General features: G+C 71.2%; 17 protein-coding genes and 1 pseudogene. 9 read left to right on the top strand and 9 right to left on the bottom strand.

The annotated features are described in order from the left end of the window. Positions 1-161 precede the first annotated feature (161 nt). Positions 162-3,314 carry an isoleucine--tRNA ligase gene (gene ileS / locus ACIDOF_RS04440; protein ID WP_409004302.1) on the bottom strand — a complete coding sequence of 1,051 codons (3,153 nt, stop codon included), beginning with the start codon at positions 3,312-3,314 and terminating at the stop codon, positions 162-164. A gap of 397 nt (positions 3,315-3,711) precedes the next feature. After that, positions 3,712-3,903: a DUF1059 domain-containing protein gene (locus ACIDOF_RS04435; RefSeq protein WP_409004301.1), complete on the bottom strand. Its 192-nt coding sequence runs from the start codon at positions 3,901-3,903 to the stop codon at positions 3,712-3,714. Positions 3,904-4,229: 326 nt separating this feature from the next. Here ACIDOF_RS04435 and ACIDOF_RS04430 point away from each other — a divergent pair, with 326 nt between their 5' ends. From ACIDOF_RS04430 to ACIDOF_RS04405, 6 genes and pseudogenes are all read left to right on the top strand, one after another. Then, the gene (locus tag ACIDOF_RS04430; protein ID WP_409004300.1) at positions 4,230-5,279 is read left to right on the top strand and encodes a TraR/DksA family transcriptional regulator; all 1,050 of its coding nucleotides are present in this window, start codon (positions 4,230-4,232) and stop codon (positions 5,277-5,279) included. Between the two features lie 67 nt (positions 5,280-5,346). Continuing rightward, entirely contained in the window at positions 5,347-6,042 is a 696-nt protein-coding gene (gene lspA / locus ACIDOF_RS04425; RefSeq protein WP_409004299.1) for a signal peptidase II, read from the top strand. Positions 6,043-6,113: 71 nt separating this feature from the next. After that, positions 6,114-7,055: an RluA family pseudouridine synthase gene (locus ACIDOF_RS04420; protein ID WP_409004298.1), complete on the top strand. Its 942-nt coding sequence runs from the start codon at positions 6,114-6,116 to the stop codon at positions 7,053-7,055. Next, positions 7,052-7,519: pseudogene (locus ACIDOF_RS04415) on the top strand (GNAT family N-acetyltransferase); the annotation flags it as partial. The gene ACIDOF_RS04420 and the pseudogene ACIDOF_RS04415, both read left to right, overlap by 4 nt. Positions 7,520-7,636: 117 nt before the next feature. Then, the gene (locus tag ACIDOF_RS04410; protein WP_409004297.1) at positions 7,637-8,446 is read left to right on the top strand and encodes a heparin lyase I family protein; all 810 of its coding nucleotides are present in this window, start codon (positions 7,637-7,639) and stop codon (positions 8,444-8,446) included. A 134-nt stretch (positions 8,447-8,580) separates the two neighbouring features. Continuing rightward, positions 8,581-10,167, top strand: coding sequence for a Na+/H+ antiporter (locus ACIDOF_RS04405; protein WP_409004296.1), 1,587 nt, complete (start codon positions 8,581-8,583; stop codon positions 10,165-10,167). Between the two features lie 10 nt (positions 10,168-10,177). Here the strand turns inward: ACIDOF_RS04405 and ACIDOF_RS04400 are convergent, their stop codons facing one another. Next, positions 10,178-11,260: a mechanosensitive ion channel family protein gene (locus ACIDOF_RS04400; RefSeq protein ID WP_409004295.1), complete on the bottom strand. Its 1,083-nt coding sequence runs from the start codon at positions 11,258-11,260 to the stop codon at positions 10,178-10,180. 36 nt (positions 11,261-11,296) lie between these two features. Between ACIDOF_RS04400 and ACIDOF_RS04395 the strand changes: the two genes are divergently transcribed. After that, positions 11,297-11,866 carry a dienelactone hydrolase family protein gene (locus tag ACIDOF_RS04395; protein ID WP_409004294.1) on the top strand — a complete coding sequence of 190 codons (570 nt, stop codon included), beginning with the start codon at positions 11,297-11,299 and terminating at the stop codon, positions 11,864-11,866. Between the two features lie 12 nt (positions 11,867-11,878). Here the strand turns inward: ACIDOF_RS04395 and ACIDOF_RS04390 are convergent, their stop codons facing one another. The 5 genes from ACIDOF_RS04390 to ACIDOF_RS04370 all read right to left on the bottom strand — a co-directional run bounded on the left by ACIDOF_RS04390 (position 11,879) and on the right by ACIDOF_RS04370 (position 18,275). Further along, positions 11,879-13,477, bottom strand: coding sequence for a serine/threonine-protein kinase (locus ACIDOF_RS04390; protein ID WP_409004293.1), 1,599 nt, complete (start codon positions 13,475-13,477; stop codon positions 11,879-11,881). 5 nt (positions 13,478-13,482) lie between these two features. Continuing rightward, positions 13,483-15,189: an alkaline phosphatase D family protein gene (locus tag ACIDOF_RS04385; protein WP_409004292.1), complete on the bottom strand. Its 1,707-nt coding sequence runs from the start codon at positions 15,187-15,189 to the stop codon at positions 13,483-13,485. Between the two features lie 86 nt (positions 15,190-15,275). Further along, positions 15,276-16,097 (bottom strand): DsbA family protein, encoded by an 822-nt coding sequence (locus tag ACIDOF_RS04380; RefSeq protein WP_409004291.1) that lies wholly within the window; start codon positions 16,095-16,097, stop codon positions 15,276-15,278. Between the two features lie 43 nt (positions 16,098-16,140). Further along, positions 16,141-16,830 (bottom strand): hypothetical protein, encoded by a 690-nt coding sequence (locus tag ACIDOF_RS04375; protein WP_409004494.1) that lies wholly within the window; start codon positions 16,828-16,830, stop codon positions 16,141-16,143. A gap of 116 nt (positions 16,831-16,946) precedes the next feature. Beyond that, positions 16,947-18,275, bottom strand: coding sequence for a DUF2252 domain-containing protein (locus ACIDOF_RS04370; RefSeq protein ID WP_409004290.1), 1,329 nt, complete (start codon positions 18,273-18,275; stop codon positions 16,947-16,949). Positions 18,276-18,483: 208 nt separating this feature from the next. On the opposite strand from ACIDOF_RS04370, the gene dnaE reads away from it, so the two are divergent. Further along, positions 18,484-22,035: a DNA polymerase III subunit alpha gene (dnaE, locus tag ACIDOF_RS04365; RefSeq protein ID WP_409004289.1), complete on the top strand. Its 3,552-nt coding sequence runs from the start codon at positions 18,484-18,486 to the stop codon at positions 22,033-22,035. A gap of 81 nt (positions 22,036-22,116) precedes the next feature. Here the strand turns inward: dnaE and ACIDOF_RS04360 are convergent, their stop codons facing one another. Beyond that, a complete protein-coding gene (locus tag ACIDOF_RS04360) occupies positions 22,117-22,290 on the bottom strand; it encodes a hypothetical protein (protein WP_409004288.1) in 174 nt (57 codons plus the stop codon). 275 nt (positions 22,291-22,565) lie between these two features. Here ACIDOF_RS04360 and ACIDOF_RS04355 point away from each other — a divergent pair, with 275 nt between their 5' ends. Next, positions 22,566-23,792, top strand: a complete 1,227-nt coding sequence (locus tag ACIDOF_RS04355; RefSeq protein ID WP_409004493.1) for an NYN domain-containing protein — start codon at positions 22,566-22,568, stop codon at positions 23,790-23,792. Positions 23,793-23,878: the final 86 nt, after the last annotated feature.

The raw sequence follows: 23,878 nt of genomic DNA, 5'->3' as shown, positions 1-23,878 counted from the left end.
GCGGGGCGAGTTGGGGATCGGACACGGGTCGTGGGCGCAGCTGTGCCCCGGCACACAACGCCGAAGGCCCGGTGTCGCCCGATCCGTCGGATCGGGCGACACCGGGCCTTGCGGTTGACGGCCGGCGCCGGGCGGTCACACGCCTCGGTCGTGCCGGGCGGTCACGCCTCGGTCTTGCGGAGGCGGAACGTCAGGCCGAGGCCGTCGTCGGTGAACGGGGCGCCGTACGCCTCGTCGGCCTCGCCCTCGGCGAAGTCCAGGGCGAGGACCTCGTCCGCGATCAGGGCGGCGTGCTCGGCGAGGGCGTCCGTGGTGTCCCCGGAGGTGGCCGACCAGCGCACCGCGATCCGGTCCGCGACGTCCAACCCGCTGTTCTTGCGGGCCTCCTGGATCAGGCGGATCGCGTCCCGGGCGAGGCCCGCACGGCGCAGGTCCTCGGTGATCTCCAGGTCGAGCGCGACCGTGGCGCCGGCCTCGGAGGCGACCGACCAGCCCTCGCGGGGGGTCTCCGTGATGAAGACCTCGTCCGGGGTGAGGGTGACCGTCTCGCCCTCGACCTCCACCGTCGCCGAGCCGTCGCGCAGCGCCAGGGAGAGCGCGGCCGCGTCGGCGTTCGCGACGGCCTTGGCCACCGCCTGGACGCCCTTGCCGAAACGCTTGCCCAGGGCGCGGAAGTTGGCCTTGGCCGTCGTGTCGACGAGGGAGCCGCCCACCTCGGAGAGCGAGGCGAGGGAGGAGACGTTCAGCTCCTCGGTGATCTGGGCGCGGAGTTCCTCGCCGAGCGCGTCGAAGCCGTTGGCGGCGACCAGGGCGCGGGACAGCGGCTGGCGGGTCTTCACGCCGGACTCGGCACGCGTGGCGCGGCCCAGCTCGACGAGCCGCCGCACCAGCGCCATCTGCTGCGAAAGCACCGGGTCCACAAGGGAGTTGTCCGCCTCGGGCCACGTCGCCAGGTGCACCGACTCCGGGGCGTTCGGCGTCACCGGCACGACCAGGTCCTGCCAGACCCGCTCGGTGATGAACGGCGTCAGCGGGGCCATCAGCCGCGTGACCGTCTCGACGACCTCGTGCAGGGTGCGGAGCGCGGCCTTGTCGCCTTGCCAGAAGCGGCGGCGGGAGCGGCGCACGTACCAGTTGGAGAGGTTGTCGACGAAGGCCGAGAGGAGCTTGCCGGCGCGCTGGGTGTCGTACGACTCCAGGGCTTCCGTGGACTGTTCGACCAGGGTGTTGAGCTCGCTGAGCAGCCAGCGGTCCAGGAGCGGGCGGTCGGCCGGGGCCGGGTCGGCGGCCGACGGGGCCCACTTCGACGTACGGGCGTAGAGGGCCTGGAAGGCGACCGTGTTCCAGTACGTGAGGAGGGTCTTGCGGACGACCTCCTGGATCGTGCCGTGGCCGACGCGGCGGGCAGCCCACGGGGAGCCGCCGGCGGCCATGAACCAGCGGACGGCGTCGGCGCCGTGCTGGTCCATGAGCGGGATGGGCTCCAGGATGTTGCCCAGGTGCTTGGACATCTTGCGGCCGTCCTCGGCGAGGATGTGACCGAGGCAGACCACGTTCTCGTACGACGACTTGTCGAAGACCAGGGTGCCGACGGCCATCAGCGTGTAGAACCAGCCGCGGGTCTGGTCGATGGCCTCCGAGATGAACTGCGCCGGGTAGCGCGACTCGAAGAGCTCCTTGTTCTTGTACGGGTAGCCCCACTGCGCGAACGGCATCGAGCCCGAGTCGTACCAGGCGTCGATGACCTCCGGCACGCGGACCGCCTCGTGGGAGCAGCCCTCGTGGGTGCAGGCGAACGTGACGTCGTCGATGAACGGGCGGTGCGGGTCGAGGGACGACTGGTCCGTGCCCGTCAGCTCGGACAGCTCCTCGCGGGAGCCGACGCAGGTGAGGTGGCCCTCCTCGCAGCGCCAGATGGGCAGCGGGGTGCCCCAGTAGCGGTTGCGGGACAGGGCCCAGTCGATGTTGTTGTTCAGCCAGTCGCCGAAGCGGCCGTGCTTGACCGACTCGGGGAACCAGTTGGTCTTCTCGTTCTCCTCGAGGAGACGGTCCTTGACGGCGGTCGTCCGGATGTACCAGGACGGCTGCGCGTAGTAGAGCAGGGCCGTGTGGCAGCGCCAGCAGTGCGGGTAGCTGTGCTCGTACGGGATGTGCTTGAAGAGCAGGCCGCGTTCGTCGAGGTCCGCGGTGAGCTTTTCGTCGGCCTTCTTGAAGAACACGCCGCCGACGAGGGGGACTTCGGGCTCGAAGGTGCCGTCGGGCAGCACCGGGTTCACGACCGGCAGGCCGTACGCGCGGCAGACCTTGAGGTCGTCCTCACCGAAGGCGGGGGACTGGTGGACCAGACCCGTGCCGTCCTCGGTCGTCACGTACTCGGCGTTGACGACGAAGTGGGCCGGAGCCGGGAACTCCACCAGCTCGAACGGGCGTTGGTACGTCCAGCGCTCCATCTCGGCGCCGGTGAAGGACTCGCCGGTGGTCTCCCAGCCCTCGCCGAGCGCCTTCTCGACGAGCGGCTCGGCGACGACCAGCTTCTCGTTGCCGTCGGTGGCCACCACGTACCGGACGTCGGGGTGGACGGCGACCGCGGTGTTGGACACCAGCGTCCACGGCGTCGTCGTCCACACCAGGAGCGAGGCCTGGTCGGCGAGGGGGCCGGAGGTGACGGGGAAGCGGACGTAGACCGACGGGTCGACGACCGTCTCGTACCCCTGCGCCAGCTCGTGGTCGGAGAGGCCGGTGCCGCAGCGGGGGCACCAGGGGGCGACACGGTGGTCCTGGACGAGCAGGCCCTTGTCGAAGATCTGCTTCAGCGACCACCAGACCGACTCGATGTACTCGGGGTTCATCGTGCGGTACGCGTCGTCGAGGTCGACCCAGTAGCCCATGCGGGTCGTGAGGTCGGTGAAGGCGTCGGTGTGCCGGGTCACGGACTCGCGGCACTTGGCGTTGAACTCGGCGATGCCGTACGCCTCGATGTCCTTCTTGCCGTTGAAGCCGAGCTCCTTCTCGACGGCGAGCTCGACGGGCAGGCCGTGGCAGTCCCAGCCGGCCTTGCGCGCGACGTGGTACCCGCGCATGGTGCGGAAGCGCGGGAAGACGTCCTTGAAGACGCGGGCCTCGATGTGGTGGGCGCCGGGCATTCCGTTGGCGGTGGGCGGGCCCTCGTAGAAGACCCACTCGGGGCGACCCTCGGACTGCTCCAGGCTCTTGGCGAAGATCTTCTGCTCGCGCCAGAAGTCGAGCACGGCGTGCTCGAGGGCGGGCAGGTCGACCTGGGCGGGCACCTGGCGGTACTGCGGCTGCGTGTTCAACGAGCTTCCTCCGGCGGACACTGTTTCCGTCGGAGGGACGAGAGCCGGCCTGCGCCGTGCGGCGCGGGCTCCCGCGGTACCACCCTCCTTGGCCCGCCGGGCTCGGGACTGCGCCGGTGGGCCCCCTCATTGGGGTCGCGGCCGGGTCTACTCGCCGCCGCTGCCGATCGCTCGGCCGCTGCGGCTTTCTTCCGGCGGCTCCGGGGTGATCTTCACGTTCGCGCGGGCCCCCGGGCTCTCACCGTCCCCGGGTCGCTCCTGGCTGCGTACGGACGCTACTCGTCCCCATCCATGCCTTTTCGCTGTGCCCAGTGTACGGGGCCGCGGCGCGGTGGGCCGACCGGATTTCCCGGGGCGGTGGGGGCTCGGGGGCGGTGAGGGGTGGGGCGGTGCCGGGTCAGGCGTGTTCGGGGATCACGTCCTTGAGGTTGTCGCGGACCATCTTGCGCAGGTCGAGGCTGTCGGTGTGGCCGTGCACGGACACCGCGTGCTCGCTGGCGGCGCGGACCACTTCCTCTTCCTCGCCGGAGATGGTGAGGGTGCAGTTGGACTCGCTGGGGAAGTCGCGGCAGTCGGCTGTCTTGCGCATCGTGCACCTCCTTTGTAGCGCCTGGTTTTCGTTCAAGTTTATGCCCCGAAACAGGTGCAAAATAGGGCGCATCACTGGTGGATGGGCGGCGACGGTACGGGCTCCGGGGCTGACCCGAATGGCCACACGCGCGGTGCCGGATCCCGGCCCGGGGCCTGGGCCGGATTACCCGGCGGGGAGCTGGGCACAACGGATGCATGCCGGTCCCGGCGCAGCCGTGGGGCGGGCGGATCGGGCGGCGTGCCCCGTTGCCGCGGGCCTGGAGTCGATTTATCGTCCCAGCACGATTCGCGAGCAAGATCACAAAATGTGAAGGGGCCGCGGCCATGGTGGCGAAGAAGACCGCCGTATCGGAGTCGGCGTCCGCCAGATCCGCTGGTGCGGCGGCCGGTGACCTGACGGAGAAACAGGCCGCGGCCGAGCACGCGGAGGACCCGGAGCGGACGAAGAAGGCGGCGAAGAAGTCCGCGGCGAAGAAGAGCGCCGCGAAGAAGAGCAGCACGACGAAGACCGCGACCAAGAAGACGGCGGCAGCGAAGACCGCGGCAGCGAAGACCGCGAAGAAGGTCGTGACGAAGGCCGTGCCGGACGCGGACGCCGAGGCGGGTGCGGAGACGGACGCCGTCGAGGAGAAGAAGGCCGCCGCCAAGGCCACCGAGGCGAGCAGCGCCGCCAAGGGCGCCAAGGCCACGAAGTCCAGCAGCAAGACCACCAAGAGCACCAAGAAGACGGCCGCAGGCAAGAGCACGAAGGCGGCGGCCGGACGGGCCGAGGGCGAGGCGGAGAAGTCCGAGCCCGCCGAGGGCCGAGGGAAGGGCGCGACCAAGAAGGCCGCTGCTGAGGAGCAGACGGCCGAGGAAGCGGCGCACGCCGCGAAGAAGACGGGAGCCAAGTCGGTGGCTGCGAAGAAGACCGGGGCGACGGCGGCCGGGCCGTCGGCCCCTTCCGTACCGAAGGCGCGAGCGGTCGCGGCCGAGCCGGGCGAGCTCGCCGTACGGCCCGGCGAGGACCCGTGGACCCCGGAGGAGGTGGCCGAGGCGCGCACCCTGCTGTCGGAGGAGGCGGGCCGGCTGCGGACCGAGATCGTGGCGTCCGAGGAGTCGCTGCAGGGGCTGATGCGGGACTCCGGGGACGGGGCCGGCGACGACCAGGCGGACACCGGGACGAAGAACATCACGCGCGAGCACGAGATGGCGCTCGCGAACAACGCGCGGGAGATGCTGGAGCAGACCGAGCGCGCCCTGGAACGCCTCGACGCGGGGACCTACGGGCTGTGCGAGAACTGCGGCAATCCCATCGGGAAGGCGCGGATGCAGGCGTTCCCGCGCGCGACCCTGTGCGTGGAGTGCAAGCAGAAGCAGGAACGGCGCTCCTGAGGAGCAGTCACTGTGAGTGTGTGCCGTACCCTCGTCCTCAGTCGGAATCTAGGGTTGAGGGACTCACGTGGCAGAGGCGGAGCGCATCATCGGTACGCCGGACAGCGAGGACGCCGGGGCGGGTGCGGAGCCGGAGCGTGCGGACGGCACCCCGGCCCCGGCGGGCGCGGACGAGGCCACGGGGTCGGACGGTTCGGCCGAGGTGAGCGAGCGGCCCGATGAGCCGGCGGCCGAGGCCGGGTCCGAGCAGCCCACGGACGGGTCGGAGCAGCCCAAGGGACGCCGGAAGATCGCGATGCTGTTCGCGATCGCGGCGGTGGCGTACGCCCTGGACCTGATCAGCAAGGTGATCGTGGTCGAGAAGCTGGAGCACCACGAGCCGATCCAGCTCATCGGGGACTGGCTGCAGCTGCAGGCGATCCGGAACGCGGGCGCGGCCTTCGGCATCGGCGAGGCCTTCACCGTGATCTTCACGATCATCGCGGCCACCGTGATCGTCGTGATCGCCCGGCTCGCCCGCAAGCTCTACAGCCTGCCGTGGGCGATCGCACTCGGCCTGCTGCTCGGCGGTGCGCTCGGCAACCTCACCGACCGGATCTTCCGCGCGCCCGGCGTCTTCGAGGGCGCGGTCGTGGACTTCATCGCGCCGAAGGGCTTCGCGGTGTTCAATCTCGCGGACTCGGCGATCGTGTGCGGCGGCATCCTGATCGTGATCCTGTCCTTCCGCGGCCTGGACCCGGACGGCACGGTCCACAAGGACTGACCCCCTTCGCGTACGGGCGCTCGCACGGGCTCTCGTACGGGGCTGTCGTAGCCGTCCGGCATACTCGACGGGTGAGCACGATTCCCGAGATCCGCACCCTGCCCGTGCCCGACGGCCTGGAGGGCGAGCGCGTCGACGCCGCCATCTCCCGCATGTTCGGCTTTTCCCGCACCAAGGCCGCCGAGCTGGCCGCAGCCGGAAAGGTGCAGGTCGACGGCAGCGTCGTCGGCAAGTCCGAGCGCGTGCGCGGCGGGGCCTGGCTCGAGGTGGAGATGCCGCAGGCGGCGCCACCCGTGCAGGTCGTCGCGGAGCCGGTCGAGGGCATGGAGATCGTGCACGACGACGAGGACATCGTCGTGATCATGAAGCCGGTCGGCGTCGCCGCGCACCCGAGCCCCGGCTGGACCGGCACGACCGTGATCGGCGGCCTGGCCGCGGCGGGCTACCGCATCTCGACCTCCGGCGCCGCCGAGCGCCAGGGCATCGTGCACCGCCTGGACGTCGGCACGTCGGGCCTGATGGTCGTCGCCAAGTCCGAGTACGCGTACACGTCGCTGAAGCGCCAGTTCAAGGAGCGCACGGTCGACAAGCGGTACCAGGCGCTCGTCCAGGGCCACCCCGACCCGATGAGCGGCACCATCGACGCCCCCATCGGCCGCCACCCGAACCACGACTACAAGTGGGCGGTCACCGCCGAGGGCAAGCCCTCGGTGACGCACTACGACCTGGTGGAGGCGTTCCGGGCGGCCTCGCTGCTCGACATCAAGCTGGAGACCGGGCGCACGCACCAGATCCGGGTGCACATGTCGGCCCACCGCCACCCCTGCGTCGGCGACCTGACGTACGGCGCGGACCCCACGCTCGCCAAGCGGCTGGGCATCACCCGGCAGTGGCTGCACGCGGTGCGGCTCGGCTTCGAGCACCCCGGCGACGGCCGCTGGGTCGAGTTCGAGAGCGGCTACCCGGAGGACCTGCAGATCGCCCTCGACCGCGTCCGGGCCGAGAGCGCGTGACGTCCGGGCCGTTCGCGGTCCGGGCCGCCGAGTCCACGGCCGACCGCAAGGCTTGCTTCGCGGTGCGCCAAGAGGTGTTCGTCGCCGAGCAGGGCGTACCGGAGGAGATCGAGTACGACGCGTACGACGACGCCGCCCTTCATGTGCTCGCCGTCGGGGACGACGGGACGGCGCTCGGGACGGGCCGGCTGCTGCACGGTGCGGCGGCCGAGGCGAAGACCGGCGGCGACCCGGCCGTCGGCTCCCTCGGCCGGCTCGCGGTGACGCGGGCCGCGCGCGGGCGGGGTGTCGGGGCCGCCTTGGTGCGGGCCCTTGAAGAGGCGGCCGCCGGCCTGGGCCTCGCGGCGGTCGACCTGCATGCGCAGACACACGCCCTGGAGTTCTACGCACGGCTCGGATATGAGGCGTACGGCGAGGAGTTCCTGGACGCGGGGATCGTGCACCGGGCGATGCGGCGGAAGCTCGGGGCGACGGACGGGCGGTCGGCAAGGGGGTTAGGAAAGTTTCCTGTTCTTCTTGACGGGGGTGCTCAACGTCCCTAGTTTTCCCGGGAGTTGCCCCCTGCCCCCACAGGAGCTCCCATGCGTCAGGCCGTCTCCCGCAAGCACCGCAGGAACCCGCGCCGCCGCCGGGCCGTCGCCGCGTCACTGACCGCCGTAGGGGCCCTCGCCCTGGCCGGGGTCTGGAACGCCAACGCCACCGAGGTCGCCGCCCCGCTCTGGCAGGCCGACCCGGCCAAGGGCACCGCCGTCTTCGAGGGCGTCGAGAAGAAGCCCGGTGAGGTCTCCGTGGTGGACGACCCGAAGGGCACGTACGGGAAGTCGTACCGGCTGTACACCTCCGGTGAGAAGGTCACGCCCGAGGACCGGGTGCGGGTCGAGACGCGTGGGCACAAGCGGCCCGACGGGTCGCGGTTGCGCTTTGACGAGGGCGACACCGTCTACATCGGCTGGCGCTCGATGTGGGACCCGCTGCCCACCAAGTCCGGTGACTGGGTGGCCCTCTGGCAGCTCAAGGACTACGGCAGCGGCGCCGCCACCCCGCCCCTCTCGCTGCGGGCGCGCGGCGACGGCACGGTCGACCTGGAGTACTGCGACCCGGACATGAAGACCACCCGGCTCTGGGACACCCCGCTGCGCACCGGCGAGTGGCACCACTTCGTGGTCGGCGTCACCGTCTCCGCGGACCCGGACAAGGGCTCGGTGAAGCTCTGGTACGACGGTGAGCCGCAGCAGCTGGGGGGCGGTACGGCGTTCAAGGGCGCGACCCTGCGCGCCGACTGGGTCACCGACAAATGGGGCGTCTACCGCTCCGACGGCGTGAAGGGCGAGGCCACCGCGTACCTCAACGGGGCCCGGGTCGGGCGGAGTTACGACGAGGTGGCGCCCTGAACCACCCCGGGTGAGCGGTTTGCCGGAATTGCGTGGCAGGCTTGAAGGCGCGTTCCCGGTCTCCGGGGGCGCGCCCGTGCGCCGCCCCCCCGTGGCGCCGGCGCCCGTAGCGCACGCCTCCGGAGGCCCGCGAAGTGGACCAGTTGGCCCTGCTGTTCGTCCTGCTCCTCGGGGCCGTGCTGAGCGTGCCGCTCGGCGCGCGGCTCGGGCTGCCCGCGCCGGTGCTCATGACCGTCGCCGGAATCGTGCTCGCGCTGCTGCCGTTCGTGCCCAACGTCGAGATCCCGCCGGAGTTCATCCTTCCGCTGGTCCTGCCGCCGCTGCTCTACGCCTCCGTGCAGCGCACGTCCTGGCGCCAGTTCACCGCCAACCTGCGGCCGATCCTGCTGCTCGCGGTCGCCCTTGTCTTCGTCACCACGGCCGCGGTCGCGGTGGTCGCCAACGCCGTCGTGCCGGGGCTTCCGCTCGCTGCGGCCGTCGCGCTCGGGGCCCTCGTCGCGCCGCCCGACCCGGTCGCCGCCACCGCCGTCGCCGGTCAACTCGGGCTGCCCAGGCGGCTCGTGTCGATCCTGGAGGGCGAGGGCCTGTTCAACGACGTGACGGCGATCGTGCTCTACCACGTCGCCATCGCCGCCGCCGTCAGCGGCTCCTTCTCGGTGCCGCACGCCGCCCTCGAATTCCTGCTCTCCGCGGTCGTCGCGCTCGCCGTCGGCCTCGGCATCGGCTGGGCCGCCAACAAGCTGATGGGCTTCCTCGACGACGCCACGCTCCAGGTCGGCCTCACCCTCCTCGTGCCCTTCGTCTCGTACGTCCTGGCCGAGGAGTTGAAGGGGTCCGGGGTGCTCGCGGTGCTGGTGACCGCGCTGTTCCTGGCGGAGTACGCGGTGGACGCGGACGACGTGATGGGGCGGCTCGCGGGGCGCACGTTCTGGGAGGTCGTCGACACCCTCGTCACCGGGATCGCCTTCGGTCTCATCGGCCTCGAACTGCACAACGCCATCAGGACCGCCTCGGGCCGCTGGGGCGAACTCCTCGGCTGGGCCGCGGCGGTCACCGCGGTCGTCGTGTTCGTACGCCTCTTCTGGCTGCTGCCCGCGACCTGGATCGCCATGCGGCTGCACCACAAGCGCGACTACGACGAGGAGATCCCGGTCAGTTGGCGGGAGACCGTCGTCATGTGGTGGTCCGGGATGCGCGGTGTGGCGTCCGTGGCGCTGGCGCTCGCCATTCCGCTGGAGACGGACGCGGGGGAGCCGTTCCCGGTGCGCAACGAGATCATCTTCATCGCCTTCGGGGTGATCATGGCGACCCTCGTCCTGCAGGGCCTCACCCTGCCCTGGATGGTGCGGAAGCTCGGCGTCGAGGCCGACGCCGAGGCCGAGGAGGCGTACGAGCGGGAGCTCGCCGTACGGGCCGCGAAGGCGGCGAAGCGGCGGCTCAAGGAGATCCAGGAGGTCGAGGAGCTGCCGGAGGAGTTCGCCGAGCAACTGGCCCGCCGCGCCTACGACATCGGCGCCCGGATCAGCCCCGACATGGTCGACGAGGACCGCAGAGCCGCGTACGCCAAGCGCAGTGCGTGGGTGAAGCGGGTGCGGCGGATCCAGGGCGAGATGATGAGCGCCGCCCGGCACGAGGTGCTCGCCGCGCGCAACGAGCCGGGCTCCGACCCGGAGATCGTGGACCGGGTGCTGCGGCACCTCGACGTACGAAGCCTGCGCTGAGCCGCGGTGGCTAGCCCCGCCCCGTCCGCAGCTCCGGCTCCGCCACGTGCTTGACCTGCGGCGGCACCGGGGCCGGGGCCGTGGCGACGTGGGGGAGGGCGTACGCGTGGTGTTCCGCGAGCCAGCGCAGCAGCTGTTCGCGGACCGTGACGCGCACCGTCCAGACGTCGTCCGCGTCCTTCGCCGTGACCAGGGCGCGGACCTGCATCGTCGTCGGCGTCGTGTCCGTGACCGCGAGGCCCCAGTCGCGGCCGTCCCAGGCCGGGCAGTCGCGGAGGATGTCGTGCAGCTTCTCCCGCATCTCCGGCAGCGGCGCGCGGTGGTCCAGGTGGAAGAAGACGGTCCCGGTCATCTGGGCGCCGCCGCGCGACCAGTTCTCGAACGGCTTCGACGTGAAGTACGAGACGGGCATGGTGATCCGGCGGTCGTCCCAGGTGCGGACGGTCAGGAACGTGAGCGTGATCTCGTCGATCGTGCCCCACTCGCCGTCCACGACCACCGTGTCCCCGATCCGCACCATGTCGCCGAAGGCGATCTGCAGCCCCGCGAAGAGGTTGCCGAGCGTGGACTGGGCGGCGATGCCCGCGACGATGCCGAGCACCCCGGCCGAGGCGAGCAGCGAGGCGCCCGCCGTGCGCATCGCGGGGAACGTGAGCAGCATCGCCGCGCCCGCCACCACCGCGACCACGGCCGTCACCACGCGCTGGATCAGCGTGACCTGCGTACGCACCCGGCGCACCCGGGCCGGATCGCGGTGCGCCGCCGCGTACCGCGCGTACGAGGCGTCGACGACGGCCGTCGCGATCCGCACCACGAGCCAGGCGGACGAGGCGATGAGTATCAGGGCGAGGAGGTGGGTGACGCCGTCGCGGTGGGCCGCGAACAGGCCGGACTGGTCGTGCGAGGCGGTCAACAGGGCGGTGGCGAGCACCAGTTGGAGGGGCAGGCGGCAGCGGCGCAGCAGACCCCACAGCGGGGTCTCGGGATGCCGGGCGTCGACGCGTTGCAGCAGGCGGTCCACCAGCCAGCCCACGACCAGCGTGAGGACGACCGTGCCACCGAGGACGATCAGCGGACGCAGTACGTTCTCCATGCGTTCGAGGGTAAGTGCGCCTGGCACGATGGACGCATGGACATCATGCTTTTCCACTCGGCGCAGGGCCTGCGCCCGGCCGTGCACGCCGCGGCCGACCGGCTGCGCGCCGCGGGGCACGAGGTGCACGTGCCCGACCTCTACGACGGGCGGACCACCGACACCGTCGAGGAGGGGATGAAGATCAAGGAGGAGATCGGTTCGGACGAGCTGCTCCGCCGCGCCGTCGTCGCCGCCGCACCGTACTCCGAACGCGGCCTGCTGTACGCCGGGTTCTCGCTCGGCGGCTCCCTCGCGCAGAACCTCGCGCTCGCCGACGAGAAGGCCCGCGGGCTGCTCCTGCTGCACGGCACCTCGGACATCGCGGACGACGCGGCGGTGGACGACCTGCCGGTGCAGCTGCACGTCGCCGACCCGGACCCGTTCGAGCCGCACGACTGGCTGAACGCGTGGTACCTGCGGATGCGCAGGGCCGGCGCGGACGTGGAGGTCTTCCGGTACGCGGGCGCGGGGCACCTCTACACGGACCCGGACCTGCCGGACTTCGACGCCGAGGCGGCGGAGCAGACGTGGCGGGTCGCCCTCGACTTCGTCGCGTCGCTGTAGGTCCGGCAGGGCTCAGGAACGGTCCTGGTCGCGGACGCAGCGGCCGGTCGGGGCGGCGGCGGGCGGGCGGCACTGCAGGGGGAGGTCGGCCCGGTCGCGGCTGAGGTACCGGCCGACGCAGGTGTCGGGCGTGGTCCGGCCGAGGGTCGCGCAGTGCCGGAGGGCGGCCCGGCCGTCGGCGAACGGGCCCGGCACGTAGATCACCCACCAACCCGGCTTGAGCGAGGCGTAGTTGTCGCTGCGCAGGAAGCGGGCGCCGGGCGCGTTCTTGCGGATGGTGGCGAGCCGCTTGTCCCGGGCGGCCGTGCCCGCGGAGACCGGCTCCGAGTGCAGCTGGGCGATCCAGACCCCGGAGGCCGGCGGCGTCTGCGTACGGCCGGGCTTCCGCGTCGGCGTTCCGGTGGGGCCCGTACCGGGGCCGCGGCCCGGGGACTTGGACGGGTGCGGCGACGCGGCGCGGGTCGGCGTCGGGTTCGTACCGCCCTCCGTCCGCTTCCCGTCGGAGCCGCCGAGCGCGAACACCAGGCCGGTGCCGACGACCAGGGCGACGGCGAGCGCGACCACGCCGACGATCACGGGCGTACGACCGCGGCCGGAGGCGGGCGGCTGGTGCCGGGTGGGAGCCATCGGGTACGGGCTGCCGGGCGCTCCGTACGGGCCGGGCGCCCCGTGAGCCCCTTGCCCCGCCGGGCTGTCGACGGCCGTGGGCGGCGGGGGCGGCGGCGCCGCGTACGACGTGGTCTGCGTCGGGCGGTCCGGCCACAGCGGCGGCTCGCCCGACTCGACGCGCGTCAGCATCGCGTCCAGCTGCGCGGCGTCCGGGCGGGCGGCCGGGTCGCGGACGAGCAGCGCGGACAGGACCGGGGCGAGCGGGCCCGAGCGGACCGGCGGCGGGACGGGCTCGTCGAGGACCGCGGCGAGCGTGGCGAGCGTGGTGGCCCGGCGCATCGGACTGACGCCTTCCACCGCGACGTACAGGACGAGGCCCAGGGACCACAGGTCGGAGGCCGGGTCGTCGTCGGTGCCGCGGATGCGCTCCGGGGCGATGTACTCGGGCGAGCCGATGAGGTCGCCGGTGGCCGTCAGGGGCGACGTGCCCTGCAGGGCGGCGATGCCGAAGTCGGTGAGGACCGCGCTGCCATCCGTGCGCAGCATCACGTTGGCCGGCTTCACGTCCCGGTGCTGGATGCCGGCGGCGTGCGCGGCGCGCAGCGCGGAGAGCACCTGACGGCCGAGCCGCGCGGCCTCCTGCGGGCTCAACGGCCCCTGGGCGAGCCGGTCCTGAAGGGTGTGGCCGGGCAGCAGCTCCATCACCAGCCACGGGTGGCCGTCCGCCGCGGCGTCCACGATGTGGTGGATCGTGACCACGTGCGGATGGCTGAGCCGGGCGAGCGCGCGGGCCTCCCGCAGCACCCGCTCGCGCAGCACCCGGTCCGCGTCCGGGGACAGCGCCGGGTCGGGGGAGCGGACCTCCTTGAGGGCGACCTCGCGGTGCAGCACCGTGTCGCGTGCCCGCCACACGGTGCCCATGCCTCCGCTGCCGAGCCGCTCGATCAGCTCGAAGCGCCCGTCGACGATCCTGGTGCGGCCCGCGCCCCCGTCCCCGTTCATGCGGATCAGCGTACGGGCTGGTCCGCGCGCTCGACGCGCTGCGTGCCGGAAAGCGTCCGGTACGAGCGGATCCACGACGAGGTGGCCCGCGGGTCCTGCTTGTCGGACAGCGCGTAGTAGTCCATCTGCGAGCGCTCGGCGGTGACGTCCAGGACGCCGTAGCCGTGCGAGTCCATGTCGACCCACTTCACGTGCCGGTTGGCGGCCTTGATCGCGCCGGCCGCGACGAGGGACACGGTCTGCGGGGCGACCTTCAGGATGTCGTCGAGGTTGTCCGAGGTCACCGAGGTGACGACGAACTCGGTGGCGGCGGTCTGCGACAGCGGGTACGTGGCTGCCTTCACCGGCACGTCGTTGGCCCACGCCATGTGGATGTCGCCGGTGAGGAACACGGTGTCGCGGATGCCCCGGTCCGTGAGGTGGGCGAGGAGCTCCCTGCGGTCGTCGGTGTAGCCGTCCCACTGGTCGACGTTGATCGCGAGCCCCTCCTTCGGCAGCCCGAGCAACTCCGCGAGCGGACCGAGGAGATGGGCCGGTACGGAGCCGAAGGCCACCGGCGAGATCATCACCGAGGTGCCGACCAGCTTCCACCGCGCCTGCGAGGCGGCGAGCCCCTGCTTCAGCCAGTCCAGCTGGGCGCGGCCGGTGAGGGTGCGCTCCGGGTCGTCCACGTCGCCGTTGCCGACCGTCGTCTGCTGGGAGCGGAACGAGCGCAGGTCGAGCAGGTGCAGGTCGGCGAGCTTGCCGTAGCGGATGCGGCGGTAGACGGTGCCCTCGGTGGCGGGGCGGACCGGCATCCACTCGAAGTAGGCCTGCTTGGCGGCGGCCTGGCGCGCGGCCCAGTCGCCCTCGGCGCCCGGCGTGTGGTTCTCGGCGCCGCCGGACCAGGTGTCGTTGGCGAACTCGTGGTCGTCCCAGATCGCGATGACGGGGTGCCGGGCGTGCAGCGCCTGGAGGTCGGCGTCCGTCTTGTAGTTGCCGTGCCGGGTGCGGTAGTCGGCGAGGGAGACGATCTCGTGCAGCGGCTTGTGCTGCCGGAGCACGTCCTCGTCGACGGGGTAGCCGCCGGACTCGTACTCGTAGAGGTAGTCCCCGAGGTGCAGGACCGCGTCCAGGTCGGGGCGGTCGGCGAGGTGGCGGTACGCGGAGAACCAGCCGGCCTCCCAGTTCGCGCAGGACACCACGCCGAAGCGGACGTTGGGGGCGCTCGCCTCGTGGGCGGGGGTGGTGCGGGTGCGGCCGACGGGGGAGACGGCGGGGGCGGCGTCGGGGGAGCCGGTGTCCGAACTGCCCGCCGTGAAGCGGAAGTAATAGTCGGTCGCAGGGCGCAGGCCCCTTACATCGGCCTTCACGGTGTGGTCGGACGCCGCACGCGCGGTGACGGATCCGCTGCCCGCGATCCGTGCGAAGTCCCGGTCCTCGGATATCTCCCAACGCACCGCGGTGTCCGGTCCCTTGCCCGAGCCCGGCACGGCATCGGCGGTCGGCGTCACCCGGGTCCAGAGCAGCACCCCGTCGGGCAGCGGGTCGCCGGAGGCGACGCCGTGCAGGAAGGCCGGGCCGTTCTCGGCGGCGCGGGCGAGCGGCGCGGCCGCGAGCGGGACGGCGGCGGCGGTGGCCGCGGCGGCCTTGACGACCGTACGGCGACCGGGAGTTGAGGCGAGCGGGCCGGGGGTGCGGCCGGGAATCTGACTGCGGAGTCTACTGGTCACGAACGGTCAGATTACTGACCGGTATGAGCAAAGAGCGGGCGGACTTCGAAAGTTCGCCCGCTCTTCTCTCATGTGTCGTACGGCGATCAGCCCTTGAGAGCCGCGTCGATCGTCTTCGTGAACTGCTCGGCCGTCATCGGCGTGCCCTTCTGGCCGTCGGGGAACTCCGCCTCCAGCTTCTTGCCGTCCATCTTCAGCGTGGGCGTGCCCTCGACCCCGCTCTTCTGGAACACGTCCGACATCTCCAGGGCCCAGCGGTCGTACGTGCCGTCCTCGACCGCCTTCTGGAACTTCTTGTTGCCCTTGAGCTCCGGGACGTCGTTCGCGATGTCGATCAGGGCCGAGTCGTCCTTGAACTTGTCGTCCGTCTCCTCGGGGTGGTGCTCGGCCGAGTAGAGCGCCGACTTGTACTTCAGGAACGCCTCGGGGGAGACGTTCAGGGCGGCGCCGAGCGCGCTCAGGGCGTTCTTGGAGCCCTCGCCCTGCGCGGCGTTGTCGATGAACGAGGCGCCGACGAAGCGGACCTTGTACTTGCCGTCCTCGACGTCCTTCTCGATCGTCTTGCCCACGCCCTGCTCGAAGCTGGCGCACACGGGGCAGCGCGGGTCCTCGTACAGCTCCAGGGTCTTCTTCGCGCTGTCCTCGCCGATGACGACCGTCGTGCCGTTCTTGCCCGAGGTGTTGGCGGGGGCGACGACCTTCGCGGTCTTCGCGGCCTCCCAGGCGCTCGGCTTGCTCGCCTGCATCACGGCCCAGCCGACGCCGCCCGCTGCGGCAAGCACGCCGACGACGCTGACGCCGACGATCACCTGCCGGCGCATCTTGTCCTTCTTGGCCTGCCGCTCCCGCTCGGCCCGCAGCCGCTCGCGGGCCGCCGTCTTCGCCGCCTGGCTGTTGCGCTTGCTCATGGTTGTTCTCCGTAAGTCCGTGACGTGGGTGGGGTGGTCGTGCTCAGGCGAAAAGCGGGGCCTGGCACGGCGGTCCACGCCGGTTCACGGAGTGCGCGACGAGCCACGCGCGCGGCAGCCGCACCTGGTGCGCCCACGACCGGGCACGCCGTACGGGATCGATGCGCACGGACACGGCCGCCACCGCGAGCAGCAGCGGCCGGAAGGCGAGCTGGGCGGTGGCGCGGAGCAGCTGCGCGAGGGCGCTCTCCCCACGCCGCAGCCAGGCCGCGGCGAGCAGGCCCACGCCGACGTGCGCGGCGAGCAGCAGCCAGGCCGTGGCCGGGTCGGCGGAGGCGAGCAGGTCGGCGGCCGGGCGCTGCCCACCGCCCGCGGCCCGCGCGAGGGCCGCGCCGAGACCGTCACCAGCGCACAGGACGTCGAGGCCGAAGGAGCGCAGCGGGCCGGCGACCGGGCCGCCCGCCGCGCCGTAGCAGACGTGCTGGCCGGCCGTGAACACCGTGTCCGCGGCGAGTTCGAGCGGGACGAGCAGCGCGGCGATCCGCCAGAAGCCGCGCTCCCGCCCGGCAAGCAGATACGCGAGCGCGAAGACGACCGCGCTCACCGCGGCGACCGTGGTCAGCGGCAGCGGCACCCGGGACAGCAGCACGTGCGAGGCGGCGGACAGCGTCACGACGACCGCCGTGAAGAGCGCTGCCCGCGCCGCGCGGAGCTGCGTACCGGATATGTCCATGGCGCGAAAGTCTGCCATGCCTCGGTGTAAGCCCCCCTTCAAGATTTCCTGTGAACGCCCCGGCCCGGCCCCAGGCCTTGTCTCCCGGCCCGAACCCCGGTCCTCGCGCTCTGCGCCTACAGTCCCGGGATCCGGCCGTTGCGGAACAGGTCCACGAAGATCTGGTGGTCCGCCCGCGCCCGCGCCCCGTACGCGTGCGCGAAGTCCACGAGCAGGTCGCCGAAGCCGTCCTCGTCGGCCGCGATGGCCGCGTCGATCGCCCGCTCCGTGGAGAACGGCACCAGCTCGGAGTGCCCGCTCTCGTCGTCCGCCGCCGCGTGCATCGTGGCCGTGGCCCGGCCCAGGTCGGCGACGACCGCCGCGATCTCGTCCACCTCGTCGATGTCCGACCAGTCCAGGTCCACCGCGTACGGCGACACCTCGGCGACCAGCTGGCCCGCGCCGTCCAGCTCCGTCCAGCCGAGCCACGGGTCGGCGTGCGCCTGCAGGGCGCGCTGCGAGATGACCGTGCGGTGGCCCTCGTGCTGGAAGTAGCCCCGGATCTCCGGGTCCGTGACGTGCCGCGAGACCGCCGGGGTCTGCGCCTGCTTCAGGTAGATCACGACGTCGTTCTCCAGGGCGTCGGAATTGCCCTCGAGCAGGATGTTGTACGACGGCAGCCCCGCCGAGCCGATCCCGACCCCGCGCCGCCCCACGACGTCCTTCACCCGGTACGAGTCCGGGCGGGACAGGGACGACTCGGGCAGCGTCTCCAGGTACCCGTCGAAGGCGGCCAGGACCTTGTACCGCGTCGCGGCGTCCAGCTCGACGGCGCCGCCGCCCGCGCCGAAGCGGCGCTCGAAGTCGCGGATCTCCGTCATCGAGTCGAGCAGCCCGAACCGGGTCAGCGAGCGCGCCGAGCGCAGCGCGTCCAGGAGCGGGCCCTCGGCCGTGTCCAGGGTGAAGGGCGGCACCTCGTCGTCCTTCGCGCCGGTCGCGAGCGCGTGGATCCGCTCGCGGTACGCCGCCGCGTACGTCCGCACCAGGGCCGTGATCTGGTCGTCGGAGAGCGCCTTCGAGTACCCGATCAGGGCGACGGAGGCGGCGAACCGCTTCAGGTCCCACGTGAAGGGGCCCACGTACGCCTCGTCGAAGTCGTTGACGTTGAAGATCAGGCGGCCCTGGGAGTCCATGTACGTGCCGAAGTTCTCGGCGTGCAGGTCGCCGTGGATCCACACCTTGCCGGTGCGCTCGTCCAGGTACGGGCCGCCGTGCTGCTCGCGCTCCAGGTCGTGGTAGAAGAGGCAGGCCGTGCCGCGGTAGAAGGCGAACGCGCTCGCCGCCATCTTGCGGAACTTCACGCGGAACGCGGCCGGGTCGGCGGCGAGGAGCTCGCCGAACGCGGTGTCGAACACACTGAGGATCTGCTCACCGCGCTGCTCGGCGCTGAGCTCGGGGACCGACATCGCTGGTGCCTCCTGGTGCATGCCACATGGGACAGATGTTCCGCCCCTTCCAACGCACGAAGCTACCGCCGAGTGCCCGACGGCTGTCAGTCCCCGGACGTAGACTTCAGCGCTGTCCCCCACAGTCGCCCGCCCGTCTCCCGGCCACCACCCCTGATCGTGGCGCTTCGCGCCGCTGGTTCCCGAGTTCTTCCGGAGGTCTTCCACCGTGACCGCCTCGTCCAGGCCGCCCTTCACGCACCTGCACGTCCACACCCAGTACTCGCTGCTCGACGGTGCGGCGCGGCTGAAGGACATGTTCGAAGCCTGCAACGAGATGGGCATGACCCATGTCGCGATGACGGACCACGGCAACCTCCACGGGGCGTACGACTTCTTCCACTCCGCGAAGAAGGCCGGGGTCACCCCGATCATCGGCATCGAGGCCTATGTCGCCCCGGAGTCCCGGCGCAACAAGCGGAAGATCCAGTGGGGCCAGCCGCACCAGAAGCGGGACGACGTCTCCGGTTCGGGTGGTTACACCCACAAGACGATCTGGGCGGCGAACAACACGGGGCTGCACAACCTCTTCAAGCTCAGCTCGGACGCGTACGCCGAGGGCTGGCTGCAGAAGTGGCCGCGGATGGACAAGGAGACCATCGCCCAGTGGTCGGAGGGCCTGATCGCCTCCACCGGCTGCCCCTCCGGCGAGCTCCAGACCCGGCTGCGCCTCGGCCAGTTCGACGAGGCGCTCAAGGCCGCCTCCGAGTACCAGGACATCTTCGGCAAGGACCGGTACTTCCTGGAGCTGATGGACCACGGCATCGAGATCGAGCGCCGGGTCCGCGACGGCCTGTTGGAGATCGGCAAGAAGCTCGGCATCCCGCCGCTCGTCACCAACGACTCGCACTACACGTACGCGCACGAGTCGTCGGCCCACGACGCCCTGCTGTGCATCCAGACCGGCAAGAACCTCTCCGACCCGGACCGCTTCCGCTTCGACGGCACGGGCTACTACCTGAAGACGACCGACGAGATGTACGCGATCGACTCGTCGGACGCCTGGCAGGAGGGCTGCCGCAACACGCTCCTGGTGGCCGAGCAGATCGACACCACCGGCATGTTCGAGAAGCGCGACCTCATGCCGAAGTTCGACATCCCGGAGGGCTTCACCGAGGTCACCTGGTTCCAGGAGGAAGTCCGCCGCGGCATGGCCCGCAGGTACCCGGACGGCGTCCCCGAGGACCGCCAGAAGCAGGCCGAGTACGAGATGGACACGATCATCTCGATGGGCTTCCCGGGATACTTCCTGGTGGTCGCCGACTTCATCATGTGGGCCAAGAGCCAGGGCATCGCGGTCGGCCCCGGCCGAGGCTCCGCGGCCGGCTCGATCGTGGCGTACGCGATGGGCATCACCGACCTCGACCCGATCACGCACGGCCTGATCTTCGAGCGCTTCCTCAACCCCGAGCGCATCTCCATGCCCGATGTCGACATCGACTTCGACGAGCGCAGGCGCGTCGAGGTGATCAGGTACGTGACGGAGAAGTACGGCTCCGACAAGGTCGCCATGATCGGCACGTACGGCAAGATCAAGGCGAAGAACGCCATCAAGGACTCCGCCCGCGTCCTCGGCTACCCGTACGCGATGGGCGACCGCCTCACCAAGGCCATGCCCGCCGACGTCCTCGGCAAGGGCATCGACCTCGCCGGCATCACCGACCCCAAGCACCCGCGCTACAGCGAGGCGGGCGAGATCCGGGGGATGTACGAGAACGAGCCGGACGTGAAGAAGGTCATCGACACCGCGAAGGGTGTGGAGGGCCTGGTCCGGCAGATGGGCGTGCACGCGGCCGGCGTGATCATGTCCAGCGAGCCCATCGTCGACCACGCCCCGCTGTGGACCCGGCACACCGACGGCGTGACGATCACGCAGTGGGACTACCCGCAGTGCGAGTCGCTCGGCCTGCTCAAGATGGACTTCCTGGGCCTGCGCAACCTCACCATCATGGACGACGCCGTCAAGATGGTGCGGGCCAACAAGGGCATCGACCTGGAGATGCTCAACCTCCCGCTGGACGACCCGAAGACCTTCGAACTCCTCTGCCGCGGTGACACCCTCGGCGTCTTCCAGTTCGACGGCGGCCCGATGCGTTCGCTGCTGCGCCAGATGCAGCCCGACAACTTCGAGGACATTTCCGCCGTCTCGGCCCTGTACCGCCCGGGCCCGATGGGCATGAACTCGCACATCAACTACGCGGAGCGGAAGAACGGCCGCCAGGAGATCACCCCGATCCACCCGGAGCTCGAAGAGCCCCTGAAGGAGACCCTGGGTCTCACCTACGGCCTGATCGTGTACCAGGAGCAGGTGCAGAAGGCCGCCCAGATCATCGCGGGCTACTCGCTCGGCGAGGCCGACGTGCTGCGCCGCGTGATGGGCAAGAAGAAGCCCGAGGAGCTGGAGAAGAACTTCGTCCTCTTCCAGGCGGGCGCCCGCAAGAAGGGCTTCTCCGACGAGGCCATCCAGGCCCTGTGGGACGTCCTGGTCCCCTTCGCCGGATACGCGTTCAACAAGGCCCACTCGTCCGCGTACGGCCTGGTCACCTACTGGACGGCGTACCTCAAGGCGAACCACCCCGCCGAGTACATGGCGGCGCTGCTCACCTCGGTGAAGGACGACAAGGACAAGTCGGCCGTCTACCTCAACGAGTGCCGCCGCATGGGCATCAAGGTGCTCCCGCCGAACGTCAACGAGTCGGTGCACAACTTCGCGGCCCAGGGCGACGACGTGATCCTCTTCGGCCTGGAGGCCGTGCGGAACGTCGGCACGAACGTGGTCGAGTCGATCATCCGCTCCCGCAAGGCCAAGGGGAAGTTCACCTCCTTCCCCGACTACCTCGACAAGGTCGAGGCCACCGCCTGCAACAAGCGCACCACCGAGTCGCTGATCAAGGCCGGCGCCTTCGACACCATGGGCCACACCCGCAAGGGCCTCACCGCGCAGTACGAGCCGATGATCGACAACGTCGTGGCCGTCAAGCGCAAGGAGGCCGAGGGGCAGTTCGACCTCTTCGGCGGCATGGGCGACGAGTCCGGCGGCGACGAGCCGGGCTTCGGGCTCGACGTCGAGTTCTCCGAGGACGAGTGGGACAAGACGTATCTCCTCGCCCAGGAGCGGGAGATGCTCGGCCTCTACGTCTCGGACCACCCGCTGTTCGGCCTGGAGCACGTCCTGTCCGACAAGGCGGACGCGGGCATCGGGCAGCTCACCGGCGGCGACTTCTCGGACGGCTCGGTCGTCACCATCGGCGGCATCATCTCCGGCCTCCAGCGGAAGATGACCAAGCAGGGCAACGCCTGGGCGATCGCCACCGTCGAGGACCTCGCGGGCTCCATCGAGTGCATGTTCTTCCCGGCGACGTACCAGCTGGTGTCGACCCAACTCGTCGAGGACGCCGTGGTGTTCGTCAAGGGCCGCCTCGACAAGCGGGAGGACGTGCCGCGTCTGGTCGCCATGGAGATGCAGGTCCCCGACCTGTCCAACGCCGGCACCAACGCCCCGGTCCTGATCACCATCCCGACGGTCAAGGTCACCCCGCCCATGGTCAGCCGCCTCGGCGAGGTGCTCAGCCACCACAAGGGCAACTCCGAGGTCCGCATCAAGCTGGTCGGCGCCCGCAAGACCACGGTGCTCCGGCTCGACCGGCACCGCGTGCAGCCCGACCCGGCGCTCTTCGGCGACCTGAAGGTGCTGCTCGGCCCGCAGTGCCTGGCCGGCTAGACACCGCCACGACCACGCGCGAAGGGCGCGCCCCTTGCGGGGGCGCGCCCTTCGGCACTGTGCCGGGCGATGCGGCCAATGTCAGTTGTGGCCGAACTTCTTGCCTGCCTTCTTGCTGCGCTCGGCCAGGTTGGAAGGGCTCGGCGCTTCGCTCGACACGGCGGACTGCGCCTGCTGCTCGGCACTACGCTCCGTAGCCGCTTCCCGGCCACGGTTCTGCTGGGCCTGCTGCTGGCGATTCTTGTTCTTGGCCATGGTGATCTGCCTCCTGCGGGGGATCTAGGGGCCAGGGCCGGATCCAGATTCACACACGGCGACATCGCGCGCATTTCAGAGCATTACGGTGCGTAACTTTCGTACGGGGCAACGGAATCGGGGAGACCGCGCTGCCGACTTCCCGGAACGCCACGCCGAAGATCGAGTTCGGGACGTCAAGCCCCCCGCGTTCGGGCAGACTCGAAAGACAACCCGAACCGAACCCGCCCCCGATTCCCGCAGTCGGGAGCCACAAGGGAAAGAGGGTGGAAAGCGTGGACCGCTGCGTCGTCCTGGTGGACGCCGGATATCTGCTCGGTGCCGCCGCGAGTCTTCTCGCCAAGGAACCCTCACGGTCACGGATCACCGTCGACCACCCCGCGCTCATCCAGGCCCTCCGCGAACGCGCCGAGACCGAGACCGACCAGCCTCTGCTGCGGATCTACTGGTTCGACGGCGCCCCCGACCGCGTACCGCAGCCCGAGCACCGCAGGCTCCGCGTGATGCCCCGCGTCACCGTCCGGCTCGGCGCCCTGACCCGCAGCGACGGCCGCTGGGCGCAGAAGGGCGTGGACGCCGCGATGCACGCCGAGCTCACCGAACTCGCCCGCAACCGCGCCTGCTCCGACATCGTCCTGGTCACCGGCGACGGCGACCTGCTGCCCGGCCTGATGTCCGCCAAGGAGCACGGAGTCGCCGTCCACCTCTGGGCCGTACAGGCCGCCGACGGGGACTACAACCAGTCCGAGGACCTGGTCGCCGAGGCCGACGAGCGCCGCGTCCTCGACCGCGCCTGGATCACCCAGGCCGTACGCGCCAAGGAGATCACCGGCGTCTGCGCACCCCAGCCCGCGCCCCGGCCCGAGATCGCCGCAATCCTCTCCGCGCCGCTGCCCGAGTCCGCCCTTGCCGCGGCCGCCGAGCGCGCGCAGGAGGAGCCCGCGCCGCAGAACGGCGCCCCCGCCGCCCGTACGACCGAGCACGCCGGGCCCGAGCGCAGCCCCGCCAAACCCGGGGTGCCCACGCCCAAGGACCTCGCCGCGCTGCACGCGCCGGGCGCGCACGCCGGCAAGGACCACACCGGCGCCACCCTGCGCTGGTCCTCCGACAAGGGCTGGATCGACCGGTCCGGCGGCCCCGGCGAACCTCCCGAGATCGCCGCGCTGCCCACGCTCGCCCAGCTCACCACCGCCGAGCAGCGCTGGGCGGACCGCGAGGAGGACATCACGACCGTCGGCGGCGACCCGTTCGAGGTGGGCCAGGTCTTCGCCCGCCGCTGGATGGCCCGGCTGCCCGAGCCGGGCGAGGTCGGCAAGCTGTCCGGCATGTACCCGCGCATCCCGCACCGCATCGACGGCGAACTCCTGCGCTACGCCGCCCGGTTCGGGCTCCTCGCGCACAAGGACGACCAGATCGACGAGCACGACCGGTACGCGATTCGGGCCGGGTTCTGGCGTGAGGTCGACGTGCATGTGGCTGCGCCTGCGCCGTCGGGGGAGTAGGGGGTCGCTGCGCGTCCCCCTCAGCCCCCTGCCCCTCAGCGCTGTCGTTCGGCTGCCGCGCCGTCGTGGCTGATCGCGCAGTTCCC

The organism is Streptomyces sp. Da 82-17 (genome assembly GCF_046098215.1).
Lineage (GTDB): Bacteria > Actinomycetota > Actinomycetes > Streptomycetales > Streptomycetaceae > Streptomyces.
Note: the sequence above shows the minus strand (reverse complement) of the source record. Positions and strands in the feature narration are given on the sequence as shown.